This window comes from Mucilaginibacter sp. P2_A5 (assembly GCF_056404995.1).
This window is the reverse complement of record NZ_JBFUCY010000020.1, coordinates 20,121-41,253: the sequence shown is the minus strand read 5'-3', so window position 1 is coordinate 41,253 and position 21,133 is coordinate 20,121. Positions and strand designations below refer to the sequence as shown.

The following is a 21,133-nucleotide window of genomic DNA, read 5'->3' as shown; positions in this document are numbered from 1 at the left end:
ATCAAAAATATTCTGCTTAATTTGGTGGTAAGCTTACAATAAAGCCTGCCATATTTAAACTAACCTGCTTCGGGATTTTCGGTTTTTGAACATGAAAACTATTTTAGGTATCATTATTTTACTGGCAAGTTACCAGGTTACATTGGCGCAAACTTCTGTTTTGGCGGATAATGCCGACGACGGCTGTAAAATAAAGTTCGAAAAGATTAAATCAAAAATTGATGCCCGGCGAAAAAAATACGAATTCAATGTACAGGAATACAAGGACGGCCTGTTTTGCAGCGAATGCGGCCGTACCAAAAGCGAAATTGAAGAACGCGCCCATCTAAGCTTTAGCCAGCATATCCGGGATGGAGCCACCCATAACCGCCGCGCCCTTATTGCTACAAAACAGCTGTATCATGACCTTTATAATGATTACCTCATCGATTTTAATGATCTTAAAAAGGAATATGACGATAAGTATAACGATTGCGGAGGCGATAATTCATCGCTGGCATTACAAACGATTACCGATCAGCAGTTTCAATTATATGCACTTGAACTTAATGGGAACATAGTTCAGTATAATACACAGTCGGAATTGATGTGGATTGATTATAATTTTTATTATGCCTGGGTAATGCGAATCGATATTATCAGGTGGCAAACAGTTACAATTAGAACAACCTCATTTGCCTGGAACAACCATAAGGTTAAGTCCGGCAATGCCGGCGATGCTATTTCGCAGGCAGGTAATATGTTAAATAATTATATACAAACATTGGTTGATAAACAACGTGCTATTTTCCTGGGACAAGGTGCCCGGTTTTCTTTAACCCAGGGTAATGTGTTTGCGATTAAACAAGAGAAATAAGGGGCTTGTCCGCTTGCAACTTTGTAAACTAAAAACAATATATCTCAATTTTTTTCAAGACGGGTCAAAGTGTTGCGTTGCGCAACAGGTGAAACAGTAAAATATGGCATCTGTATAACAATCAGTGCGTTATCAATTGTCATGATTTACAAACCGCAACAAAATCGCAACACCTGGGCGGACCGGCCTTAAAATCAGCTCAAAAAAAGGCCCGGCAGAAATCCACCGGGCCCTTACTATATTCAAGCATATAGCTTAGTGTTTTACTTCATTTACTTCTTCTTCCCTGAACAATTTAGCGCTAAAGAAATCATTGTTCATGCGGGCAATGTTAGTAAGCTTAATTTCTTTAGGGCATTCGGCTTCGCAGGCGCCGGTGTTGGTGCAGCTGCCAAATCCTTCTTCATCCATCTGCGCTACCATTGATTGTACGCGGCTGTAACGCTCTGGCTGACCCTGGGGTAATAAACCCAATTGGGTTATTTTGGCAGATACGAATAACATAGCCGAAGCATTTTTACATGCTGCAACGCAGGCACCACAGCCAATACAGGTAGCCGAGTTAAATGCCTCATCGGCGATAACTTTAGGGATTAGCAGTGCATTACCATCGGTAGTTACGCCGGTATTTACTGAAACATAACCGCCGGCCTGCTGGATCCTGTCGAACGCTGAACGATCAACAGCCAAATCCTTCACAACCGGGAATGCCGAAGCGCGCCATGGTTCAATGGTGATGGTTTCGCCATCATGAAATGTGCGCATGTGCAGCTGGCAGGTGGTAACACCCCGCTTTGGCCCGTGCGGGTGACCGTTGATATATAACGAGCACATGCCGCAAATACCTTCGCGGCAATCGTGGTCAAAGTTAATAGGCTCATCACCTTTATGGGTCAAACTTTCGTTAACAACGTCAAGCATTTCCAAAAATGACATATCAGGCGAAATACCTTCAGCCTTGTAAGTCACAAATTTGCCCGATGTCTGAGCGTTTTTTTGACGCCATACTTTCAGCGTCAGGTTCATATTTCCGTTACTCATCTTTTATTAGATTTGAGATATGATTTAGTGAGTATCAAGTCGCAAGTATCAAGTATCAAGATTTTTTTGTTTTCTGTCTTGATACTTGATACTAACTACTTGCTACTAAGCATAATTTCGTTGCGATAAATGAACTGCTTCAAATACCAGTTGTTCTTTGTGTAATTCTTCCGGTTGGTTTTCGCCTTTAAATTCCCAGGCTGCTACAAACGCGAAGTTTTCATCGTCGCGCAATGCCTCGCCATCTGGTGTTTGCGACTCTACCCTGAAGTGGCCGCCGCATGATTCGTTGCGCATTAACGCGTCGTCAACCATCAATTCGCCAAGCTCGATAAAGTCGGCTATACGACCGGCCCTTTCCAATGAAGCATTTACCTCTTCGTTTTCGCCCGTTACAATGGCGTTAACCCAGAAATCGGCTTTCAATGCCTTAATTAAATCTTTGGCTTTTGTCAAACCTTCGGCTGTACGCGCCATACCGCAATATTCCCACATGATGTGGCCAAGCTCGCGGTGATACTCGTTTACAGTTTTGTTGCCTTTTAAAGCGAGTAATTTATTGATATAAGTAACTACATCCTTTTTAGTAGCTTCAAATGCAGGGTGGGAGGTATCAACCTTTTTAGGGCCAATTTTAGCCAGGTAATCGCCAAGGGTATAAGGAATCACAAAATAACCATCAGATAAGCCCTGCATCAAAGCCGAAGCACCCAGGCGGTTTGCACCGTGATCGCTGAAGTTACATTCGCCCAAAGCATATAAACCAGGTACGGTTGTGCTCAGGTTATAATCAACCCAAAGGCCACCCATGGTATAGTGCACCGCGGGGTAAATACGCATTGGCTGTTTGTATGGGTTTTCATCTGTAATCTGGATGTACATATCAAACAGGTTACCATATTTGGCCCTAACGGTGTCTTCGCCCAAACGTTTGATGGCATCGGCAAAGTCAAGGAATACAGCGAAGCCTGAGCCACCTACACCTTTACCTTCTGCAACCATTTCTTTGGCGTTACGTGAGGCCACATCGCGTGGTACAAGGTTACCAAAGGCTGGGTACTTACGTTCCAGGAAGTAATCGCGGTCGTCCTCTTTTACCTGGTCGGCTTTGATGGTTCCTTTGCGTAATTGCTCGGCAATCTCAACAGTTTTTGGCGCCCAAACACGGCCATCATTACGCAACGATTCAGACATCAGCGTAAGCTTTGACTGGTGATCGCCGGTTACCGGGATACAGGTCGGGTGAATTTGGGTATAGCAAGGGTTACCAAAGAAAGCGCCGCGTTTGTGGGCCCTCCAGGCAGCCGTTACATTTGAACCTATAGCGTTTGTCGACAGGTAGAAAACGTTACTGTATCCGCCTGTACATAATAATACCGCGTGACCGGCGTGAGTATCGATAGAACCGGTGATCATGTTACGGGTTACAATACCCTTAGCATGGCCATCAATAGTAACCACATCAAGCATTTCGGTACGGGTGTACATTTTTACTTTGCCGGCGTGTATCTGGCGGTTTAATGCCGAGTATGCACCTAAAAGCAATTGTTGTCCGGTTTGGCCACGTGCATAAAAAGTACGTGATACCTGCGAACCACCGAATGAACGGTTATCCAGTAAGCCGCCGTACTCGCGTGCAAAAGGAACTCCCTGTGCAACGCACTGGTCGATGATATTTACCGATACTTCGGCAAGGCGGTACACGTTACCTTCGCGGGCACGGTAATCGCCACCTTTTATAGTGTCATAAAACAAACGGAAAACACTGTCGCCGTCGTTTTGATAGTTTTTTGCAGCATTGATACCACCCTGCGCCGCAATTGAATGCGCCCGGCGTGGGCTATCCTGGAAACAAAAAGCCTTTACGTTATAACCAAGCTCGGCCAATGAGGCTGCTGCTGCTGCGCCTGCCAAACCGGTACCTACAACAATGATATCGTATTTACGCTTATTGGCCGGGTTAACCAGCTTCAGGTCAAATTTATGCTTGCTCCATTTTTGGGCTAATGGGCCTTCTGGAATTTTAGCATCTAAACTCATTTCTTTTATATTTTATATTAGTGAGTGGTTGGTTTGGTGAGTTGTGAGTGGCGAGTTGTGAGTGGTGAGTTTGAAAGGGTGTTTACTTTCCAACTTAATCAATCACTTAACTTAATTAACCATTCAACTTAATCAACCTAATCAACTCATTTAACTTAATCAACCTTTAACTACAAAATAGTACCATACCGGCATGGCGGCAAATCCAAGCGGGATAATAACCGCGAAGAACCAGGTACCAATGGCATATACTATAGGTGTGTATTTACGGTGTACCCAGCCCAGTGTGCGGAAAGCACTCTGGAAACCATGTAACAGGTGGAACGATAAAGCCCCCATAGCAATCACGTAAAATACCACATACCACCACTGGCTAAAGCTGTATACTACCCGTGCATGCAAATCTTTTACCCTTACAACTTCTACATTGTTTTCTACTGATACCGAATGGCTGAAATCTTCTGAAACCGGTGTGTAAGCAGATTCGGTTGTTTTACCTGTTGCCAGGTCAGTACGGTACTCCTTAAAAGCAATATCGTTGGTGTATTTATACTTGAACCAAAAATCGCTCATGTGGATAACGATAAATAACAACAGGATAGAACCCAAAAGCCCCATGTTTTTTGACGACCAGGTAGCATCAGATTTTGGCTGAATTGCATAACCTACCGGGCGTGATTTGCGGTTTTTAACCGTAATAATTAATGCGTAAAGCGCATGTACCGCCATAGACAGGTATAGGATATACGCAATTACTTCAATTGGTGCAAAATGTGTAAGAAAGTTGGCATACACATTAAAACCAAAACCATTATCGCCGCTAAATAGCAACAGGTTGCCCCCAAGGTGTACAATAATAAAAGTACACAAAAACAAGCCTGTTAAAGCCATGATCAGCTTTTTGCCCAGCGATGAGTTAAAGGTTTGTTTAATTTCGCTCATTATGAATTAGATTTATTTTGGCAAAAGTATCTATTATATGCCAAAAGATATAAATGCATCCGGCTTATTAACTGCTAAAAAGTTATTTAGAATCAATCTAAGAAATTGCAATATGATTACACAAAATCTGTGCTTTAAATGAAGGGCAAGGAGCAGAATATCAGGCTATCGCTACTACTTTATCTTTCAATACCGCGAAAATTTTGTCGGCCTGCCGGCTGCGGATGGCTATTTTGCCGGTGAATTTACCAAATGATGGAAAGATTGCCTGCCTTTTACCAAACGCAAAACATGGCAGGGTAATGCTTTGCCTGCCTTTGCCGCTCAGGTTTACCCCGGGGTGGATGTGACCGCAAAAAACGTAACCCGCCGCAGTTTGCAACTTATCATCGGGCAGGGGATGGTGCAGCATCAGGAAGGGGCCAAGCAGTAACTCATCATGCAGTTCGATATTGAGTTTTTGATAGTTACTGTCGGCTATTATATCGTGGTTGCCTTTTATCAGGATGATTTGCAAGCCGGGGAACTGGCTGCGCCAAAGGATAAACCAATCCCAATCGTTATTCATATCGCTATGAAATAAATCGCCAAGGAAAAGGAGTTTTTCGGGCTTGTATTCGTGTACCAGGTCTGATAAGGTGGCCAAATCACTTTGTTCCATATCGCGGGGTACGGCAATGCCCGCCTTGCGGAAATGCCCCACTTTACCAAAATGCACATCGGCTATAATTAAAGCCTTTTGCTGCTGCCAGTAAATAGCTTTTTGAGGCAGTAATAAAAGATCCTGGTTGAGTAAATTAAAGGGGGTAGCCACACTGATCATCATAACAGGAACAAAGTTAAAATTTATTTTTCGAGATGTAGTCAGTAAGTGCTTAGGAGGTACCCGTGCAAAAACACGAAGCATTGGTTTATTTTAAGATAAGATCGCTTTATGTTTTCTTTGCCTTAGTATCTGCTATGATGAAATTTGTTTAATGCGCTGTAACACAATAGTCACGGTTGTCGTAATTGTATAAAATCAATATGATGAAATCTTATAACCTCGTAGCTTTATTATTTTTTGCTGTAATGGTAAGCAATTGTTCAAAAGATAAAACTAACCTTGTAACCGAGCAAAAGTTACAGGGCAATTATACAGGTTGGGTTGTTAGCGATGGTATAGAAACAACCACCATTATCGGCAATGTTAGCGTTCAACTATCGGGCGGCAATTACCAGTCGGCCTTTACAAGCTCGCCATTCCCGACGGGCAGCAGCAAGGGAAGCTTTACGTTAAATAATAACCAGGTTATTTTTGTTGATAGTTTGGCGCATACGGCAAATTTTGACTGGGGCGTTTTACTGAACGGAACTTACGCAGCTCAATTTAAAGGCGATAGCTTGATATTGATTAAAGGCAACAAGCTTCGCTCTTATGCTTACAGGTTAAAAAAGCAATAGCCTGATATAGCGCATATTTTCCGGTCTTTAATTTAAGCTATCTTATTGTATGTTAAGCAATGTTAACAGATGGCATTGGTTGATGGCAGTGTAATTAGTTTTACCTTCATCAATCAAATTAACATGAAAAGAAAACTTAAGGTCGTATTATTTTTAATTGCACTGTCACTTACCGGGATCATTATTTTTCAGGGGTACTGGAGTTTTAATGCGTACAAGGAAAACAAAAAACTATTTGAAAACAAAATAGATGCGGCCATGCAGCGGGCGCTGGATAGCTGCAAACGGGATTACTTTGATTCGCTAAGAACGGTATTAGTAAAAAGACTTTCTGAAAGCGCCACAGCAATAAAAATTGATAGCCCATCACAAATAAATACTGCTGCTGCCAGCGGTGGTTCTACTTTCAGTACCGGCCCGTTAGTTACACCGTATGCTATCCGGATATCTGTTCATGGCTCAAGAAGCAGCGCCTCTTTTCAAACAAGTTCTAAGATATATAATTACTACAAATCGAAAATAAAACATACTAATCCAACCGTGCCGGAGGTACTTACAGAAATGTCTTTTTATGTTCCGCCTTTGATGACCGAGGTGATTCAGGATTTTTTTATTTACGACGGCATGAACCCACCGCCGGCTGTAAGGGCATATATAAACGCCAATTACAATAAGCCAGGTTTTAAATACCCGATTACCCAAAATGGCATCTTTGAACAGCCACGCAATTATAAACAGGCAGATAGTTTAAAGATAGGGAACTACTTACGCAGAGAATTGGACAAAATGCATATCAACGCGCGTTTTGTAATAAAGCTAACCAGCAAGCCCACAGCATCAAAATCAGATAACGTTTTTCTTAGCGAAACTAACGAATACAAGTACCAATACCATGGGTTCACGTTTTTATTAACTAACTATACACTGCAGTATCGCTATACTTTATACGCCAGGGCCGCTTTTCGTAATCCACAGTATGTGATTATGAAGGGCATGCTGGTAACACTTGGCCTATCTGGTTTGTTAATATTGTTCACCATTTTCTGTTTCCATTATATTATAAAAACCCTAAATCAGCAAAAAGCACTTGGTGAGCTCAAGGACGATTTTATCAATAACATGACCCACGAGCTGAAAACACCAATAGCTACCATTACTGTGGCTATTGAGGGGATGCAGAAGTATAATGTATTAAACGATCCTGAAAAAACAAGACGTTACCTGGAAACCTCGCGCAATGAATTGAGCCGTTTAAACGAACTGGTAAGCAAAGTACTTGATGTGGCCGCTTTTGAGAATAAGGAAGTGAAACTTATCAAAGAAAAAATTAAGATTGACGAGCTTGTAAATGAGTTGATAACGGCAGAAAGATCAAAAACGGATAAAGCTATAACCATTACTTATAAAAACGAAGCAGGCATAATTGATATTACTGCTGATAAGCTGCATTTTAAAAATGTATTGATCAATATTTTGGATAATGCGGTGAAGTATAGCTCCGAACCTGCCGTTATCAACATAACCCTAACCAAAAGTAATAACATGGCGGTATTTACTATTCAGGATAATGGTATAGGTATAGCGGCCGCCCATCTTAACAGGATTTTTGAAAAATTTTACCGGGTGCCTACAGGTAACGTACACAACGTAAAAGGTACAGGCCTTGGCTTAAACTACGTTAAATATATTGCAGAGGCCCATGGCGGCAGCGTAACCGTAAAAAGTGAAGTAAATGCAGGCAGCGAATTTATAGTATCAATACCTTTATAAAATGGATAAAACACGCATCCTGTTTGCAGAAGATGAACTGGCGTTGGCGCATATTGTACGTGAAAGCCTTGAGGAGAATGGCTTTGAGGTTAACTTGTGCGCCAATGGCGAACAAGCGCTGCAAAAGTATAAAGGCAGCAAACCTGATATTTTAGTACTTGATATTATGATGCCAAAAATGGATGGCTTTGAGGTTGCCAGGCGGGTACGCGAAACAGATAAACATACACCCATTATCTTTTTAACGGCACGTTCGCAACCGAAAGATGTGGTGGCCGGGTTTGAATCGGGCGCTAACGATTATTTAAAAAAGCCATTTAGTGTAGAGGAATTGATTGTGCGTATCAAAGTGTTGTTAAGTGATAACCGCTTGCTTAAAACCACCCGCTCGTTAAACGAAAGTTACCAGGTTGGGAGTATTACTTTTATACCTGTAAAAAACAGCATCAGGAAGGGTATCTATAACCGGCAGTTAACAAGCAGGGAAAGCGACATTCTGAAACTGTTATGCAAAAGCGGGCACCAGGTTTTGGCCCGCAAACAATTGCTGGATGATATTTGGGGCGACGACAGTTTTTTTAATGCCCGCAGCCTTGATGTATTTATCAGCAAACTGCGCAGCCATTTAAAAATTGACCCGAATGTGCAGATCATTACCGTGAGGGGATTGGGATACAAATTGGTTTGGTAAATAATATCGAACACCAAATGTCCAATATCGAATAATGAAGAAAGAACTTCGATGTTGGATATTAAAAATTCCGTTCCCTCAGGGTCTCTTTGAAAAAGGACCCTGAGGGGATTGTCGTTTCACATTCCATCCCCATTGGTTATTATTCCACCTTTCTTATTACTTTTACAATGTATGAGTAATACCTTTAACCGACCCATCCGAGTTCTTGTTGCCAAGGTAGGGCTTGACGGCCACGACCGTGGTGCACGCATCATAGCTACTTCGCTGCGCGATGCCGGCATGGAAGTAATTTATACCGGCCTGCGCCAAACACCCGAGATGGTGGTGAACACCGCCCTGCAGGAAGATGTAGATGCTATTGGTATCTCCATACTATCCGGAGCGCACATGACGGTTTTTCCTAAGATCCTGAAATTGATAAAAGAAAAACAGATGGATGATGTGCTGGTTACCGGCGGGGGCATTATACCCAACGACGATATGATTGCACTGAGAGAGCAGGGGGTAGGTGAGCTTTTTCCGCCCGGGACAAGTACGCAGGACATTGTAAAATATATTACCGATTGGGTGCACCAGCACCGCAATTTTTAAATAGTTATACCAATGGGATTTGAAACCATATTGACTGAAACGAAAGATAGAATACAGTATATTACTATAAATCGTGAAAGTAAGCTTAATGCCCTTAATAAGGCTACCCTCGCCGAACTGCATACCGCGTTTTTTGATGCATTTAACGACCCTGCTACCGGCGGCATTATTATAACCGGTGCCGGGGCTAAGGCCTTTGTTGCGGGCGCTGATATCAGTGAATTTGCAAACCTGGATGTTGCCGATGGTACAGCCCTTGCCCGCGATAATCAAACCCTGGTATTTGATTTGATAGCTAATGGCAACAAACCCGTTATTGCCGCTATAAACGGTTTCGCCTTGGGTGGCGGATTGGAACTGGCTATGGCCTGCCACATCCGCATAGCTGCCGAAACAGCCAAAATGGGTTTGCCCGAAGTTACCCTTGGCCTGATACCTGGTTACGGGGGTACCCAACGCCTTGCTCAATTAGTGGGTAAGGGGAAAGCTTTAGAAATGATACTTGCGGCCGATATGATCACCGCTGATGATGCATTACAATATGGCCTGGTTACCCATGTAGTTGCCCAGGAATTGTTATTGGCAAAAGCCGAAGAACTGATGCTTAAAATAATATCAAAAGCGCCATTGGCGCTCGCCGCCGCTATTCGCTCGGTAAACGCCGGTTTAACCGATGGCACTAATGGATACGAAACCGAGATTGACGAATTTGGGAAATGCTTTGGCACCGAAGATTTTAAAGAAGGTGTTGCTGCTTTTTTAGAAAAGCGCAAAGCGGAGTTTAAGGGGCGATAATAGATGTGAGATGTTAGATATGAGATTTGAGACAGGCTTTTCCAGCGGCCGTGTCTCCACGGCCCGCTATTTCACATGTTATACGCAAACGGATAGCATATTGGAAAGATGACTGTGAGGACACAGTCATCGGGCATGGATCTTAAAATCAAAAATCCAAAAAATCTGATAAATCTGACGAATCCCGGTTCAGATAAGTGCATTAGGGATCGTCGCGGATACCGGCCAATGTGGCTAAGGCCTGTGTAGTATGAGCATAGAGCCCGGGCCGCAGGCAATGCCCGGAAAAAGAGTCAAGATATTAGAGTCAAGAATCAAGAAGTTTAAAACGCCGGAAAAAGAGTCAAGATATTAGAGTCAAGAATCAAGAAGGTTTAATTTGACTTTTTTCCGCCAATGCTGCATTTTACGCAGAAAGTACCTTTCTGCCACCCCAAACCCCATGTTAACCCAGTATTAATTCTGACAGTAAAAAAGCAATTGGCTAGCTATTTTACAGTGTCCTGACCATTGTACAGTATTGGTCAAAAAATAAATTATTGTCAATCAAACGGTTAAATACTCATGACTTTTGGATGAAAAATCATATATGTTTTGGTGCTTTAATTTGCCTTGTGTTTAAAACAAAACAAAATCAAAACACAACAATTGTTATGAAAAATTCATTCAAAATTTCAGCTTTAATTTTAGCATTTGCCGGTTTAGGCCTTGGCGCATCGGCTCAAACAACACCTACCACAACAACTTCTACTACTACAACCCCAGGGGGTATTCGTTACAGCATTGGCGTTGATGCGGGTGTTCCTGTAGGTAGCTTTAAAGATAACTACAAATGGAATTTAGGCGGGTCGGTACAGGCAGATATCCCGGTTTACAAGCAACAGTTATTTGTAACTATCAATGCGGGTTATAACAATGTTTTTGGTAAAAAAGATATTGGCGGTGTTCCAAATCTTGATGCTACTGATTTTCATTTAATACCTGTAAAAGCCGGTTTAAAATTCTTCCCTATTGAAAACTTTTATGTACAGGGTGAAGCAGGTGCTGCGTTTTTGTTAAACAAATCTGATCTTGGCGCCAACAAATCAACAGCGTTTGTTTATGCACCGCAAATTGGTGTTCAGTTCCCGGTAAGTGCAAGCAGCTTTATTGATGCAGGCGTGCGTTACGAAGCAACCACCAAATATGCAACCGGTGTTGATGCAAGTAAAGTAAACTTTATAGGTGTACGCGTAGCATACGGTTTTTAATATCGATCCTACTTTTACCTACAAAACAACAAAAGGGACGGCCATTATGGCCGTCCCTTTTGTTGTTTTGGGATATTTTTTTTAACTATGGTGACAACTATAATTCAATAAAAATCGTACAATAGCTACATTGTTTGTAATTTAACAACTTTATACATTTTACCACCCGTAGTAACCGATATGAAAAAAATCCTCATCATTGATGATGAAGTTAATGTAGCCTTACTGCTATCTAAATTTTTAACGCGCAATGGCTTTGATGTAAGCACAGCATCAAGCGGTACCGGAGGGATGGAAGCGCTTAAAGTTGGTGATTATAACCTGGTACTGTGCGATTTCAGGCTGGAAGATACCGATGGGCGCGAAATGCTTCGCAATATTAAAACACATTACCCTAAAACCGGGGTTATTATTATAACCGGCTACTCGGATATAAAAATGGCTGTCGAACTTATTAAAATGGGCGCGTATGATTATATCACCAAGCCGCTATATCCGGATGAAATATTAAATACCATCAATAAAGCATTTGAAACACACTATGCTTTAGTTGAGGCCGCCGAAACCACCACCGGAGCTGTAAACGCCGATAAATCAAAAAGTAAGGAAGCTAAAAAGCAGGTATTTGCCAGCGAATTTGTGGCCGGCACCAGCAAAGCGTCAAAGGAGTTACTGCGGCAAATTGAGCTTGTAGCGCCCACTAATTACAGCGTAATTATTTTAGGCGAAAGTGGTACCGGTAAAGAGTCGGTTGCTAAAAGTATCCATCTGAACAGTCCGCGCCACAATCAGCCTTTTATCGCTATGGATTGCGGCTCGTTAACCAAAGAACTGGCAGCGAGCGAATTTTTTGGGCACGAAAAGGGCTCGTTCACCGGTGCTTTGTATACCAAGATAGGCCACTTTGAAATGGCCAACGGCGGTACATTGTTTTTGGATGAGGTGGGCAACCTATCATACGAGATACAGGCCGCCCTGCTACGTACAGTACAGGAGCGCAAGGTTAAACGGATTGGCAGCACAAAGGAGATTGATCTTGACGTGCGCATCATTATAGCCACTAACGAAAACCTGCAGGATGGTATAAGCAAGGGCAAATTCAGGGAAGATTTATACCACCGCTTTAACGAGTTTACCATTTACATGCCGCCACTGCGAGATCGTGGTGCTGATATCATGTTGCTGGCCGAACATTTTTTAAGGATAGCTGCTAACGAATTAGGCCGCAATGTAGAGTCGTTTGCTCCTGAAGTTATTGATTGTTTTATGAACTATCGCTGGCCGGGTAATATCCGCGAGCTTAAAAACGTGATCAGGCGGGCCGCATTACTGGCCGAAGATAGCGAGATTACCATGAAGGCCCTGCCGCTGGAGATCTCGAACTTTAAAACGCCATCGTTTGAGCATTCGAATCATTCGTCGCCGTCATCTTTTGATGCGCCGGAGGCTAAAGAAAACCGGCATGATTTGAAAAATGCCGCGCTTGAGGCCGAGTATGAAACAATCATCCGCGTTTTACGGGAAGTGAATTTTAATAAAACCAGGGCAGCCGAGATATTAAAGATTGACAGGAAAACCTTGTACAATAAAATGAAGGCCATCAACTTAAAGTAATACGATGGATTTGCATGAACAGGAAAAAGATGGGGAAGATGACCAGCTGCGCAAGCTGAAGCACGATATAAGAAACCAGCTTTCAAACGTGCACCTGGCATTGGAACAATTGAGGTACGAGCTGCCGCATTTAAACGAGGAGGGTTTGTTTTATATAGAAATGATTGACACAAGTGCCAAAAAGATAAACGACCTGTTAAATGATGCGGAGTAAACAGGTTACAGCCAAAATACTTTTTCGAAACGCTGAAACTTTTTAGCGCTTTTTTTGTCTCAATTTTAAGAATAGAATCAAGAACCAAGAGTCAGGAATCAAGACAACAGTTTGCGATTTTCCTTTCTTGACTCTAATATCTTGATTCTTATCACCAATGTCAATTTTTAACTACAAGCAACGTAACAACATTATTTTGGCCAGTATAATAGTGCTGGGATGTTTTTTGCTGTATGCGCTTAGCGATTTATTCAGCAGTATACTTGGCGCTGTTGTATTGTACGTTATTTTCAGGCCGCTTTATGTTAACCTGGCCGAGAAGCGCGAATGGCCAAAATCGCTGGTGGCCCTTATTATTATTTTTACGTCGTTAGTAATTATCGTTATACCCTTCCTTATCCTGAGCATTATGGTGGTAGGGAAGATATCCAGCATTAATATTAAAGACCTGCCTATTGACCAATGGACTACAAAAATTGATGCTTTTGCCGCGGCTAACCTTAATCAGCCCCATTTTGCCGAAGATACGCTGCAAAAATTAGGTGCTTTTGGCACCAGCCTGTTCCCATCTATACTCAGCAGCGCGGCAAGCATTATACTTACCCTGCTTGTTTTGTACTTTATTTTGTATTTTATGCTTACGCAAATGCGTGAGTTTGAAGCAGGTTTGTTAAAATACGCGCCTTTCAGAGAACAGCATGCACTAAAATTTGCAGCTGCCCTACGCGATTCTACCTATTCCAACGTTTTAGGACAAGGGATAATAGCCATTACGCAGGGAGTGCTGCTGGCCAACGGGTTTTTAATATTCGGCATTCCCGACCCGGTTTTTTGGGGAGTTATAGCCATATTTATTTCGTTTTTACCAGTTGTAGGTGCGCCTACATTGTGCATACCGGCCAGTATTTTATTGTTTGCGCAGGGGCATAACTGGCAAGGGGTTGCGTTGCTTGCTTATGGGTTATTATTTATAGGCAACGTTGATAATTTTTTACGGATGATTATCAACAAGCGGGTGGCCAATACGCACCCTATTATATCTATCATCGGCGTTTTTATTGGGCTGCCGCTTTTTGGAATATTAGGCCTGGTTTTTGGTCCGCTTTTGTTATCTTACTTTTTATTATTGCTGGAGATATATGAAACTAACCGTATGGCTGCCGATAGGCTGGAACGTATTAACACAGCAGCAGAAAACTGACAGGTATTGAATAGTTTTGTAAACACATAGCCAAAAAATAACTGACAAAAAGACTATTTACAAACAATTAGCGTACAAATAATACAATTAATGATATTTGGCAAGGTATTAGTATTAATGAATCAAATGTTCAACTTTAAATTTATATTACAATGAATGATAACACAAAAGTAGTTGTTGCATTGCTTGCGGGCTTGGCAGCAGGGGCGGCTTTAGGCATTTTATTTGCACCCGACAAAGGTGGAGAAACTCGCGACAAGCTTACAGAATCATTAAAAAATCTTGGCGATTCGATTAAAGAAACAGCCGCGGCCGAAATTGACAACCTGGTTGGCCTAAAAGACAAGGTGGTTGAAAACATTAAATCAAAAATCCGCGGTGCCGAAGAAGAGTACCAGGACGATTTGGAACACGCATAATTTTAAATCGCCCGGATAATTCATGCTGATGCGTTATCCGGGTTTATAAAATTATAAAACAAACAACCTATGGAAGCCGAAAAAGAGACCCCACCACCATTACCACCAATTATTGACCAGTTAAGGGAATACGCCGAAACACGGTTTAAACTTTTAAAATACGAGGCCATTGAAAATGGTACGTCCATTTTGGCAAGTGTTATTACCGATGTTGTTGTGGTGATAGGTATGGTGCTGTTCTTTGTATTCGCCAGCCTTACGTTGGCATTTTACCTGGCCGAATTATGGAACTCCAACTGGATGGGCTTTGGATGCGTTGCCCTTATTTATTTAATTATCGCCATCATTATTAAGTTGAATAAAGGCCGCATAGAAAAGCCACTGGCTAATATTTTTATTCAAAAAATATTTAAAAGGTAAACATCATGAGCTACCAGATAAGAAGTATAAACGATTTACAGGACGAGATTTTCCGGCTCAAAGCATTGGAGAGCCAGCAAAGCGTGGCTTTAAAAGCGAGGGTCAGCAGCCCTTCGGCCATATTTTCATCTGTTATGTCGTTGTTTCCGCGTTCTGTTGATAGCGATGGCATTCGTAATCCAGGCCTTTTTCATCCCGATATTATAAACCTGGTATCAAGGTTTGTCATCCCGCTTGCTTTAAATAAAACGTTGTTTAGGAAATCTAATTTTTTGGTTAAAGCCTTAGTGGGCCTGGTATCGCAAAAAGCGTCGAATTACGTTAATGAAGATTCTGTTTCGGGCGTTTGGGGCACAGTAAAAGGCCTTTTTGAAAAGTTTACTAAAAAGAAAAGTAAGGACGATTATAAACCCGAGCCTTATAAAAAGCCTGCTGCCGGCGCAGTAGTGTAAAGCTATTTTAAACACCATCCCACTCAATTAACAGAAAAACCTATTTTTGCACTTTATTTTATAGAGTGGGAAAAGATAAGTTAAAACGATTTGCAGAGATTGATACCTTTAGCAATGTATTACAGTTGGATGCCGGCAAGCCTTTTAAAGGTGAATGGAGCAACGGTTTTTTTAAGAACAATAACCCGGTAGTTTTGGAGCTGGCCTGCGGTAAAGGCGAATACACGGTAAACCTGGCACAGCTTTTTCCCGATAAAAATTTTATTGGCATTGATTATAAAGGCAACCGCATTTGGCGTGGCGCCAAAACCGCTATTGAAGATGGTGTGCCCAACGTAGCCTTTTTGCGCATCCAGATAGAAAACCTGCTGGATTATTTTGCCCATGGAGAGGTAGACGAAATCTGGATCACTTTTCCTGACCCTCAGCCGCAGTTAAGCCGCGAAAAAAAGCGATTAACCTCTCCACGCTTTTTAAATAAATATATCGAAATTCTGAAACCCTCCGGATGCGTAAATCTTAAAACCGATAACGATGGCTTGCATGCCTACACGGTCGAGAAGATTGAAGAGTTAAAATTAAAACTACACATCCGCACAGAAGATCTCTATCATTCGCCCTATGCCGATGAAGTGCTATCAATAAAAACCTACTACGAAAAAAAATATTTGAAGGATAACAAGAACATTAATTACCTTAAGTTTTCGTTTGAATAGCGTTTAAAAGCTAAAAGCTTAAAGCCGAAGGCCTAAAGCTTTGAAAGCCAAAATGTGCCAATAATAATACCAGGTGACTTAAAGCTTTTAGCCTTAAGCATTCGGCTCTAAGCTTTTTTAAAATGGACGATATTAATTTTTTTGATAAAGTATACCAGGTTGCAAGGCTAATACCTAAAGGCAGAGTAACATCATATGGGGCTATCGCCGCTTATTTAGGCACCAAAGGTTCATCGAGGATGGTTGGTTATGCTATGCAGGCTGCAGGCAGGGCTAATCCGCCGGTACCGGCACACAGGGTTGTAAACAGGCAGGGCTTACTTACCGCAAAATTTCATTTTGGCGGTAATACGATGCAGGAAATGCTGGAAAGTGAAGGTGTGAAAGTGGCTAACGACCAGGTGCAGGATTTTAAAAAAGTGTATTGGGACCCGAATATTGAGTTGGCTTTATAGGTTAATGGTTTGAATTATGATGTAATAGACCCACAGTATGGTAAAAAGCTCTATAACAGGAATTATAATTGCCATTACAGGATTGTTTTTTCCCTTCAACCATTTGTAAGTTAACCAGCAAATTCCGACTGGAATAATGATGCTAAATATAGAGGCAAACAGAATCAGTGTGAAATCGAATTTGGCTTGTCTGAAACTGTGGCTCATAATAATATTATTTAACCATCTCCAATAATTCTATCCTGTTCCCAAATGGGTCTATAAAAGAAAACCGTTCCCTGCCGGGGATTACGGGTTCTTCCATAAATTCTACGTTGTGACTTTCTAAATGCTTACGTGCCGCAGCAATATCGGTCACCTCGAAAGCGTTGTGCCTTGATGTGCGGGGCATGGCCTCTTCGGTACTTAAATGTAGCTGAATATTGGCAATGTTAAACCAATACCCTTTCGATCTGAACTTGGGCCGCTCAATGAACTCAAGGCCAATAATATCGGTATAAAAAATCCTTGCCTCCTCCAGCCTTTCGGGCGGAACGACAATCTGGAAATGGTCGGCACGTTTAAAATTAATCATTGAATATTCAGAAAGGGTATCATTTGGCGTAGGCTAATTGCTCTTATTATTCGGACTGGCTGCGTGGCAATCGCTTACAACCAAAAATCGGCTAAAAATTGTAAACAGCCAACTCCTTGTTAAAATTGGCCTTTATTTTGCTTTGGTTAAAATATCTATCTAAAAGTAAATGTTATGGCAAAGTATTCAGAAAAAGCAGGTGAAAAAGTGGAGAAAACCATGCACGAAATGAAAGAGGGTAAACTTAAGAGTGGCAGCGGTAAAAAAGTGACCAGCAAAAAGCAAGCCGTAGCCATTGGTTTATCAGAAGCACGTAAAGAGGGCGCAAAGGTGCCTAAAAAGAAAAGCTGATATTTAAAAACAACAAAGCCATCAACTGTAAAGATTGATGGCTTTGTTGTTATAATTGATTAAAATGGCTACTTAAAATCGGTAGCTATCCAGCTGGCCAGGTTGCCTTCTTTATTAATCTCTATCAGTTTTTCAACGTCCTCATCCTTTTTGTGCGATTCTTCTACGCTGTATTTGGATAGCATTGCTCTTAATGCTACCAGGTTGGCCGTGTTTTTATCAAAATCGGTTTTATGCTGTAAAGCAAATTTGGCGTATTGCGAAGTGTAAGTAAATAACAGTTCGGGATTAAGATCGCTAAGGCTATTTACAGCTTTATTGATGGATACCGAAACGCTGTGCGAGCCCTGTACCCAGGCTAAAATAAATAAGCGGGCCGCCTGCCTTTTTTCGCGTTTGTCTTTCCAGCCGGTTTGTTGCAGCCAGTCGGCAGTGTTTATAACCTGTTGCTCGTACATGTCAAAGTCGGCGTCGGTTTGTAGTTCGTAATGCATGGGCACATCAAATTTTTGCGCCGTTGCTGTAAGTGTAAAAGCTGTAATAATGGTAACCAGAGACAGAATTCGTTTCATATTTTAATTGCAGTGTTTAATAAATGAACATAGTACTTATGTTCAAACTTCCTTATAAAGGATTTATTGCTCATTTAGTTTTAGTGAATGAATCCATAATGTCCATTAAAGTAACAGCCTCGTCAATGGAGCAGGGGTTAGGGCCTTCGTTTTTAAAGTAAGCCACAACTTTTTCGATCATCGGCTGCTGAATATGTTGCGGGTGCTTAAAAGTTACGGTTTCATCTTCTGTATCCGTTTTCCAGCTCACATAATTGCCAAAAAACGGGAAAGTTATTTTCCCTTTTGTGCCGATGATCTCGCAGGTATCGGTGGTTAAACTCTCGGCTACGTTAAAGCACCAGGAGCCATTGACTACCACTTTATTTTTAAACTGGATTTGGCCGCAAACATGATCGTCGGCCGGTGATGATGCCGATTGGTTGAGCGAGAAGCCATGATATTTTTCAGGTTCGCCCAAATAATATAGCATCAAGTCTAGCTGGTGCGGGGCAAGGTCATGAAAATAGCCACCGCCCGAAAACTCGGGCTGCACTCTCCAATTAGCTTCGCTTTCGGCAATCAGTTTTGGCTTGCGGCTTTGCCACATCCGGATTTGCACTGTGCGTACATCGCCAATTTTTTGTGTATCCAGCAAATCCTTCACCATTAAAAACATAGGCACCGCCCTGCGGTAATGCGCTACGGTAAGTTTTGAATTGCTTTGTTTTACGGCAGCAGCCATAGCCCTGGCTTCATCGGCATTACGGGTAACAGGTTTCTCCACATACACATTAAAACCTTTTTCCAGGGCAGCTAAAGCATACTCCAGGTGCGACGACGGGGGAGTAGCAATGTAGATGGAGTTTGCACCGGCTTCGGCCATCATTTTATTAGCATCACTGTACCATTTGCCTACCAGGTGGCGACTGGCATAGTCGGCTGCTTTTGCCGCATCGCGCCGCATAACGGCTATCAGGTCGCTGTCGGCCACTTTTTTAAATGCCGGCCCGCTTTTAAGTTCGGTTACGTTGCCGCAACCAATTATACCCCAGTTAATAGTTGCCATAGGAATCCCTCTCTGTCCCTCTAACTCTCCCCTTTATAGGCTACTGTGTGTACACATCTTTTAGGATCGTATCACTAAATGAAAACGTTGTCATTTCGAACGAACAGGCAGGGCTTCTGAGCGCTGGCGTGAGGAGAAATCTTATACGTCATGCTTGCCAACTTGCGCGGTACGATGCAAATCGTATAAGATTTCTCTTTCGCTCTCCCGCACAACCCCGCACATGCTCTATCGAAATGACAATTTTCTTTACTTAGAGAGATGTGTACACACAGTAGCTTCAGAGGAGGGTTTTAAGAAACTATATTTTTAATTAATAATCTAATTATTGTTCCCCCTTCAGGGGGTTAGGGGGCCTATAATATAGCCTCTATCTGCGCCAGTTCATCGGCCGAAAAAACAATATTGTCCAGCGCCTTTAATGAATCGGCCAGTTGTTCGGCGCGGCTTGCGCCAATCAGTACCGATGTAACGCGGTTATCTTTCAGCAACCAGGCCAATGCCATTTGGGCCAGTGTTTGGCCGCGCAGCAAGGCAAGGTCGTTAAGGCGTTTTATCTGGTCCAGGCGTTCGTCTGTTAATTGCGATGCCTGTAAAAAGCCTGTTGATTTTGCCGCCCTTGAATCTTCGGGGATGCCGTGTAAATATTTGTTGGTTAACATCCCCTGTGCCAATGGCGAAAAAGGGATACAGCCCACACCTTCGTTGCCCAGCACATCCATTAAACCACCCTCAACCCAACGCTCAAACATGGAGTATTTGGGCTGGTGGATAAGGCATGGTGTGCCTAATTCTTTTAATATTTTAATGGCTTTAGCTGCAAGATCGGCAGGGTAGTTGGAAATACCTGCATATAAAGCTTTCCCCTGGCGAACGATGAGATCAAGCGCTGCCATAGTTTCTTCCAGCGGTGTTTCAGGATCGGGGCGGTGGTGGTAAAATATATCCACATACTCCAGGCCCATACGTTTAAGGCTTTGGTCAAGACTCGCCACTAAATATTTTTTTGAACCCCAATCGCCATAAGGGCCATCCCACATGGTGTAGCCGGCTTTGCTGCTGATGATCATTTCATCGCGGTAGCCGCGGAAATCTTCTTTTAAAATACGGCCAAAATTCTCTTCGGCTGAGCCAGGCGGCGGGCCGTAGTTATTGGCCAGGTCGAAATGGGTAATGCCGCTATCAAAAGCCAGGTGCAAAATTTTTCGATAGTTTTCGGTAACATCAACGTGCCCGAAATTGTGCCACAGGCCCAGCGAAATAGCCGGTAATTTAATGCCGCTATTGCCGCAGCGACGGTATTGCATTTTTTTGTATCTGTCTGCAGATGGTAGATATGTCATATATATAAAAGGTAAGGATAGAGATGGTTTTATCAGGAGTAAAAATAGAATTTTAATCAGAATATTTTGTCTGGATCAGAATTTGCAGGATTTAAGAATTTTCAGAATCATTTCTGTTTCAAGCTGTTGTGTTGTGCAACAAGTGAAACAGGGGGAATATTATCTATCTGAAAATCAGTAAATTACGAATTGTCATATTTGAAAAATCGCAACAGGAAAGAAGAATTAACCCGCCATATTGAGTTGAAAAAAATCGTGAAATTCTGGAAGCGGGAATGATGGCGAAAAGAGGGCTGTCATTATAAGCCCGTTGAACAATAGCGGGCAAAGGT

The 21,133-nt window shown here is 42.2% G+C and carries 24 protein-coding genes; 16 read left to right on the top strand and 8 right to left on the bottom strand.

What is annotated here, in order from left to right; all coding sequences use genetic code 11:
* Positions 1-91: 91 nt before the first annotated feature.
* Positions 92-856: a hypothetical protein gene (locus AC1DXF_RS18230; RefSeq protein WP_477450156.1), complete on the top strand. Its 765-nt coding sequence runs from the start codon at positions 92-94 to the stop codon at positions 854-856.
* A 255-nt stretch (positions 857-1,111) separates the two neighbouring features.
* On the opposite strand, the gene AC1DXF_RS18225 is transcribed toward AC1DXF_RS18230, so the two are convergent.
* From AC1DXF_RS18225 to pdeM, 4 genes are all read right to left on the bottom strand, one after another.
* Complete coding sequence (locus AC1DXF_RS18225) at positions 1,112-1,897, bottom strand: succinate dehydrogenase/fumarate reductase iron-sulfur subunit (protein WP_477450155.1); 786 nt, start codon at positions 1,895-1,897, stop codon at positions 1,112-1,114.
* Positions 1,898-2,002: 105 nt separating this feature from the next.
* On the bottom strand, positions 2,003-3,937 hold the full coding sequence (locus AC1DXF_RS18220; RefSeq protein ID WP_477450154.1) for a fumarate reductase/succinate dehydrogenase flavoprotein subunit: 1,935 nt from the start codon (positions 3,935-3,937) through the stop codon (positions 2,003-2,005).
* Between the two features lie 159 nt (positions 3,938-4,096).
* The gene (locus tag AC1DXF_RS18215; protein ID WP_477450153.1) at positions 4,097-4,879 is read right to left on the bottom strand and encodes a succinate dehydrogenase cytochrome b subunit; all 783 of its coding nucleotides are present in this window, start codon (positions 4,877-4,879) and stop codon (positions 4,097-4,099) included.
* Between the two features lie 160 nt (positions 4,880-5,039).
* A complete protein-coding gene (pdeM, locus tag AC1DXF_RS18210; RefSeq protein ID WP_477450152.1) occupies positions 5,040-5,705 on the bottom strand; it encodes a ligase-associated DNA damage response endonuclease PdeM in 666 nt (221 codons plus the stop codon).
* Positions 5,706-5,905: 200 nt separating this feature from the next.
* Between pdeM and AC1DXF_RS18205 the strand changes: the two genes are divergently transcribed.
* From AC1DXF_RS18205 to AC1DXF_RS18140, 14 genes are all read left to right on the top strand, one after another.
* Positions 5,906-6,322: a hypothetical protein gene (locus AC1DXF_RS18205; RefSeq protein WP_477450151.1), complete on the top strand. Its 417-nt coding sequence runs from the start codon at positions 5,906-5,908 to the stop codon at positions 6,320-6,322.
* A gap of 123 nt (positions 6,323-6,445) precedes the next feature.
* Entirely contained in the window at positions 6,446-8,092 is a 1,647-nt protein-coding gene (locus AC1DXF_RS18200) for a sensor histidine kinase (RefSeq protein WP_477450150.1), read from the top strand.
* Between the two features lies 1 nt (position 8,093).
* Entirely contained in the window at positions 8,094-8,783 is a 690-nt protein-coding gene (locus AC1DXF_RS18195) for a response regulator transcription factor (protein ID WP_477450149.1), read from the top strand.
* 174 nt (positions 8,784-8,957) lie between these two features.
* The gene (locus AC1DXF_RS18190) at positions 8,958-9,377 is read left to right on the top strand and encodes a cobalamin B12-binding domain-containing protein (RefSeq protein WP_477450148.1); all 420 of its coding nucleotides are present in this window, start codon (positions 8,958-8,960) and stop codon (positions 9,375-9,377) included.
* 12 nt (positions 9,378-9,389) lie between these two features.
* Positions 9,390-10,172 (top strand): enoyl-CoA hydratase/isomerase family protein, encoded by a 783-nt coding sequence (locus AC1DXF_RS18185; RefSeq protein WP_477450147.1) that lies wholly within the window; start codon positions 9,390-9,392, stop codon positions 10,170-10,172.
* A 653-nt stretch (positions 10,173-10,825) separates the two neighbouring features.
* On the top strand, positions 10,826-11,422 hold the full coding sequence (locus AC1DXF_RS18180) for a hypothetical protein (RefSeq protein WP_477450146.1): 597 nt from the start codon (positions 10,826-10,828) through the stop codon (positions 11,420-11,422).
* Positions 11,423-11,602: 180 nt separating this feature from the next.
* Positions 11,603-13,036, top strand: coding sequence for a sigma-54-dependent transcriptional regulator (locus AC1DXF_RS18175; RefSeq protein WP_477450145.1), 1,434 nt, complete (start codon positions 11,603-11,605; stop codon positions 13,034-13,036).
* A gap of 4 nt (positions 13,037-13,040) precedes the next feature.
* Positions 13,041-13,250 carry a histidine kinase dimerization/phospho-acceptor domain-containing protein gene (locus AC1DXF_RS18170; RefSeq protein WP_477450144.1) on the top strand — a complete coding sequence of 70 codons (210 nt, stop codon included), beginning with the start codon at positions 13,041-13,043 and terminating at the stop codon, positions 13,248-13,250.
* A gap of 157 nt (positions 13,251-13,407) precedes the next feature.
* Entirely contained in the window at positions 13,408-14,451 is a 1,044-nt protein-coding gene (locus tag AC1DXF_RS18165) for an AI-2E family transporter (protein WP_477450143.1), read from the top strand.
* 152 nt (positions 14,452-14,603) lie between these two features.
* Positions 14,604-14,870, top strand: a complete 267-nt coding sequence (locus AC1DXF_RS18160) for a YtxH domain-containing protein (RefSeq protein WP_147052900.1) — start codon at positions 14,604-14,606, stop codon at positions 14,868-14,870.
* A 69-nt stretch (positions 14,871-14,939) separates the two neighbouring features.
* The gene (locus AC1DXF_RS18155; protein ID WP_477450142.1) at positions 14,940-15,290 is read left to right on the top strand and encodes a phage holin family protein; all 351 of its coding nucleotides are present in this window, start codon (positions 14,940-14,942) and stop codon (positions 15,288-15,290) included.
* Between the two features lie 5 nt (positions 15,291-15,295).
* Positions 15,296-15,742 carry a hypothetical protein gene (locus AC1DXF_RS18150; protein WP_477450141.1) on the top strand — a complete coding sequence of 149 codons (447 nt, stop codon included), beginning with the start codon at positions 15,296-15,298 and terminating at the stop codon, positions 15,740-15,742.
* Positions 15,743-15,807: 65 nt separating this feature from the next.
* Positions 15,808-16,458 carry a tRNA (guanosine(46)-N7)-methyltransferase TrmB gene (trmB, locus tag AC1DXF_RS18145; protein WP_477450140.1) on the top strand — a complete coding sequence of 217 codons (651 nt, stop codon included), beginning with the start codon at positions 15,808-15,810 and terminating at the stop codon, positions 16,456-16,458.
* Positions 16,459-16,580: 122 nt separating this feature from the next.
* Positions 16,581-16,913: an MGMT family protein gene (locus tag AC1DXF_RS18140; RefSeq protein WP_477450139.1), complete on the top strand. Its 333-nt coding sequence runs from the start codon at positions 16,581-16,583 to the stop codon at positions 16,911-16,913.
* A 214-nt stretch (positions 16,914-17,127) separates the two neighbouring features.
* On the opposite strand, the gene AC1DXF_RS18135 is transcribed toward AC1DXF_RS18140, so the two are convergent.
* On the bottom strand, positions 17,128-17,487 hold the full coding sequence (locus AC1DXF_RS18135) for a VOC family protein (protein WP_477450138.1): 360 nt from the start codon (positions 17,485-17,487) through the stop codon (positions 17,128-17,130).
* 174 nt (positions 17,488-17,661) lie between these two features.
* Between AC1DXF_RS18135 and AC1DXF_RS18130 the strand changes: the two genes are divergently transcribed.
* A complete protein-coding gene (locus tag AC1DXF_RS18130) occupies positions 17,662-17,838 on the top strand; it encodes a DUF6496 domain-containing protein (RefSeq protein WP_167516215.1) in 177 nt (58 codons plus the stop codon).
* Positions 17,839-17,906: 68 nt separating this feature from the next.
* On the opposite strand, the gene AC1DXF_RS18125 is transcribed toward AC1DXF_RS18130, so the two are convergent.
* From AC1DXF_RS18125 to mgrA, 3 genes are all read right to left on the bottom strand, one after another.
* Positions 17,907-18,410, bottom strand: a complete 504-nt coding sequence (locus AC1DXF_RS18125; protein WP_477450137.1) for a hypothetical protein — start codon at positions 18,408-18,410, stop codon at positions 17,907-17,909.
* Between the two features lie 70 nt (positions 18,411-18,480).
* Complete coding sequence (locus AC1DXF_RS18120) at positions 18,481-19,458, bottom strand: Gfo/Idh/MocA family protein (protein ID WP_477450136.1); 978 nt, start codon at positions 19,456-19,458, stop codon at positions 18,481-18,483.
* Between the two features lie 356 nt (positions 19,459-19,814).
* Positions 19,815-20,801: an L-glyceraldehyde 3-phosphate reductase gene (mgrA, locus tag AC1DXF_RS18115; RefSeq protein WP_477450135.1), complete on the bottom strand. Its 987-nt coding sequence runs from the start codon at positions 20,799-20,801 to the stop codon at positions 19,815-19,817.
* Positions 20,802-21,133 lie beyond the last annotated feature (332 nt).

Coding starts and splice junctions, on each gene's coding strand:
- AC1DXF_RS18230 (WP_477450156.1), top strand. CDS start 92: ATGAAAACTATTTTAGGTATCATTATTTTACTGGCAAGTTACCAGGTT.
- AC1DXF_RS18225 (WP_477450155.1), bottom strand. CDS start 1,897: ATGAGTAACGGAAATATGAACCTGACGCTGAAAGTATGGCGTCAAAAA.
- AC1DXF_RS18220 (WP_477450154.1), bottom strand. CDS start 3,937: ATGAGTTTAGATGCTAAAATTCCAGAAGGCCCATTAGCCCAAAAATGG.
- AC1DXF_RS18215 (WP_477450153.1), bottom strand. CDS start 4,879: ATGAGCGAAATTAAACAAACCTTTAACTCATCGCTGGGCAAAAAGCTG.
- pdeM (WP_477450152.1), bottom strand. CDS start 5,705: ATGATGATCAGTGTGGCTACCCCCTTTAATTTACTCAACCAGGATCTT.
- AC1DXF_RS18205 (WP_477450151.1), top strand. CDS start 5,906: ATGATGAAATCTTATAACCTCGTAGCTTTATTATTTTTTGCTGTAATG.
- AC1DXF_RS18200 (WP_477450150.1), top strand. CDS start 6,446: ATGAAAAGAAAACTTAAGGTCGTATTATTTTTAATTGCACTGTCACTT.
- AC1DXF_RS18195 (WP_477450149.1), top strand. CDS start 8,094: ATGGATAAAACACGCATCCTGTTTGCAGAAGATGAACTGGCGTTGGCG.
- AC1DXF_RS18190 (WP_477450148.1), top strand. CDS start 8,958: ATGAGTAATACCTTTAACCGACCCATCCGAGTTCTTGTTGCCAAGGTA.
- AC1DXF_RS18185 (WP_477450147.1), top strand. CDS start 9,390: ATGGGATTTGAAACCATATTGACTGAAACGAAAGATAGAATACAGTAT.
- AC1DXF_RS18180 (WP_477450146.1), top strand. CDS start 10,826: ATGAAAAATTCATTCAAAATTTCAGCTTTAATTTTAGCATTTGCCGGT.
- AC1DXF_RS18175 (WP_477450145.1), top strand. CDS start 11,603: ATGAAAAAAATCCTCATCATTGATGATGAAGTTAATGTAGCCTTACTG.
- AC1DXF_RS18170 (WP_477450144.1), top strand. CDS start 13,041: ATGGATTTGCATGAACAGGAAAAAGATGGGGAAGATGACCAGCTGCGC.
- AC1DXF_RS18165 (WP_477450143.1), top strand. CDS start 13,408: ATGTCAATTTTTAACTACAAGCAACGTAACAACATTATTTTGGCCAGT.
- AC1DXF_RS18160 (WP_147052900.1), top strand. CDS start 14,604: ATGAATGATAACACAAAAGTAGTTGTTGCATTGCTTGCGGGCTTGGCA.
- AC1DXF_RS18155 (WP_477450142.1), top strand. CDS start 14,940: ATGGAAGCCGAAAAAGAGACCCCACCACCATTACCACCAATTATTGAC.
- AC1DXF_RS18150 (WP_477450141.1), top strand. CDS start 15,296: ATGAGCTACCAGATAAGAAGTATAAACGATTTACAGGACGAGATTTTC.
- AC1DXF_RS18140 (WP_477450139.1), top strand. CDS start 16,581: ATGGACGATATTAATTTTTTTGATAAAGTATACCAGGTTGCAAGGCTA.
- AC1DXF_RS18135 (WP_477450138.1), bottom strand. CDS start 17,487: ATGATTAATTTTAAACGTGCCGACCATTTCCAGATTGTCGTTCCGCCC.
- AC1DXF_RS18130 (WP_167516215.1), top strand. CDS start 17,662: ATGGCAAAGTATTCAGAAAAAGCAGGTGAAAAAGTGGAGAAAACCATG.
- AC1DXF_RS18125 (WP_477450137.1), bottom strand. CDS start 18,410: ATGAAACGAATTCTGTCTCTGGTTACCATTATTACAGCTTTTACACTT.
- AC1DXF_RS18120 (WP_477450136.1), bottom strand. CDS start 19,458: ATGGCAACTATTAACTGGGGTATAATTGGTTGCGGCAACGTAACCGAA.
- mgrA (WP_477450135.1), bottom strand. CDS start 20,801: ATGACATATCTACCATCTGCAGACAGATACAAAAAAATGCAATACCGT.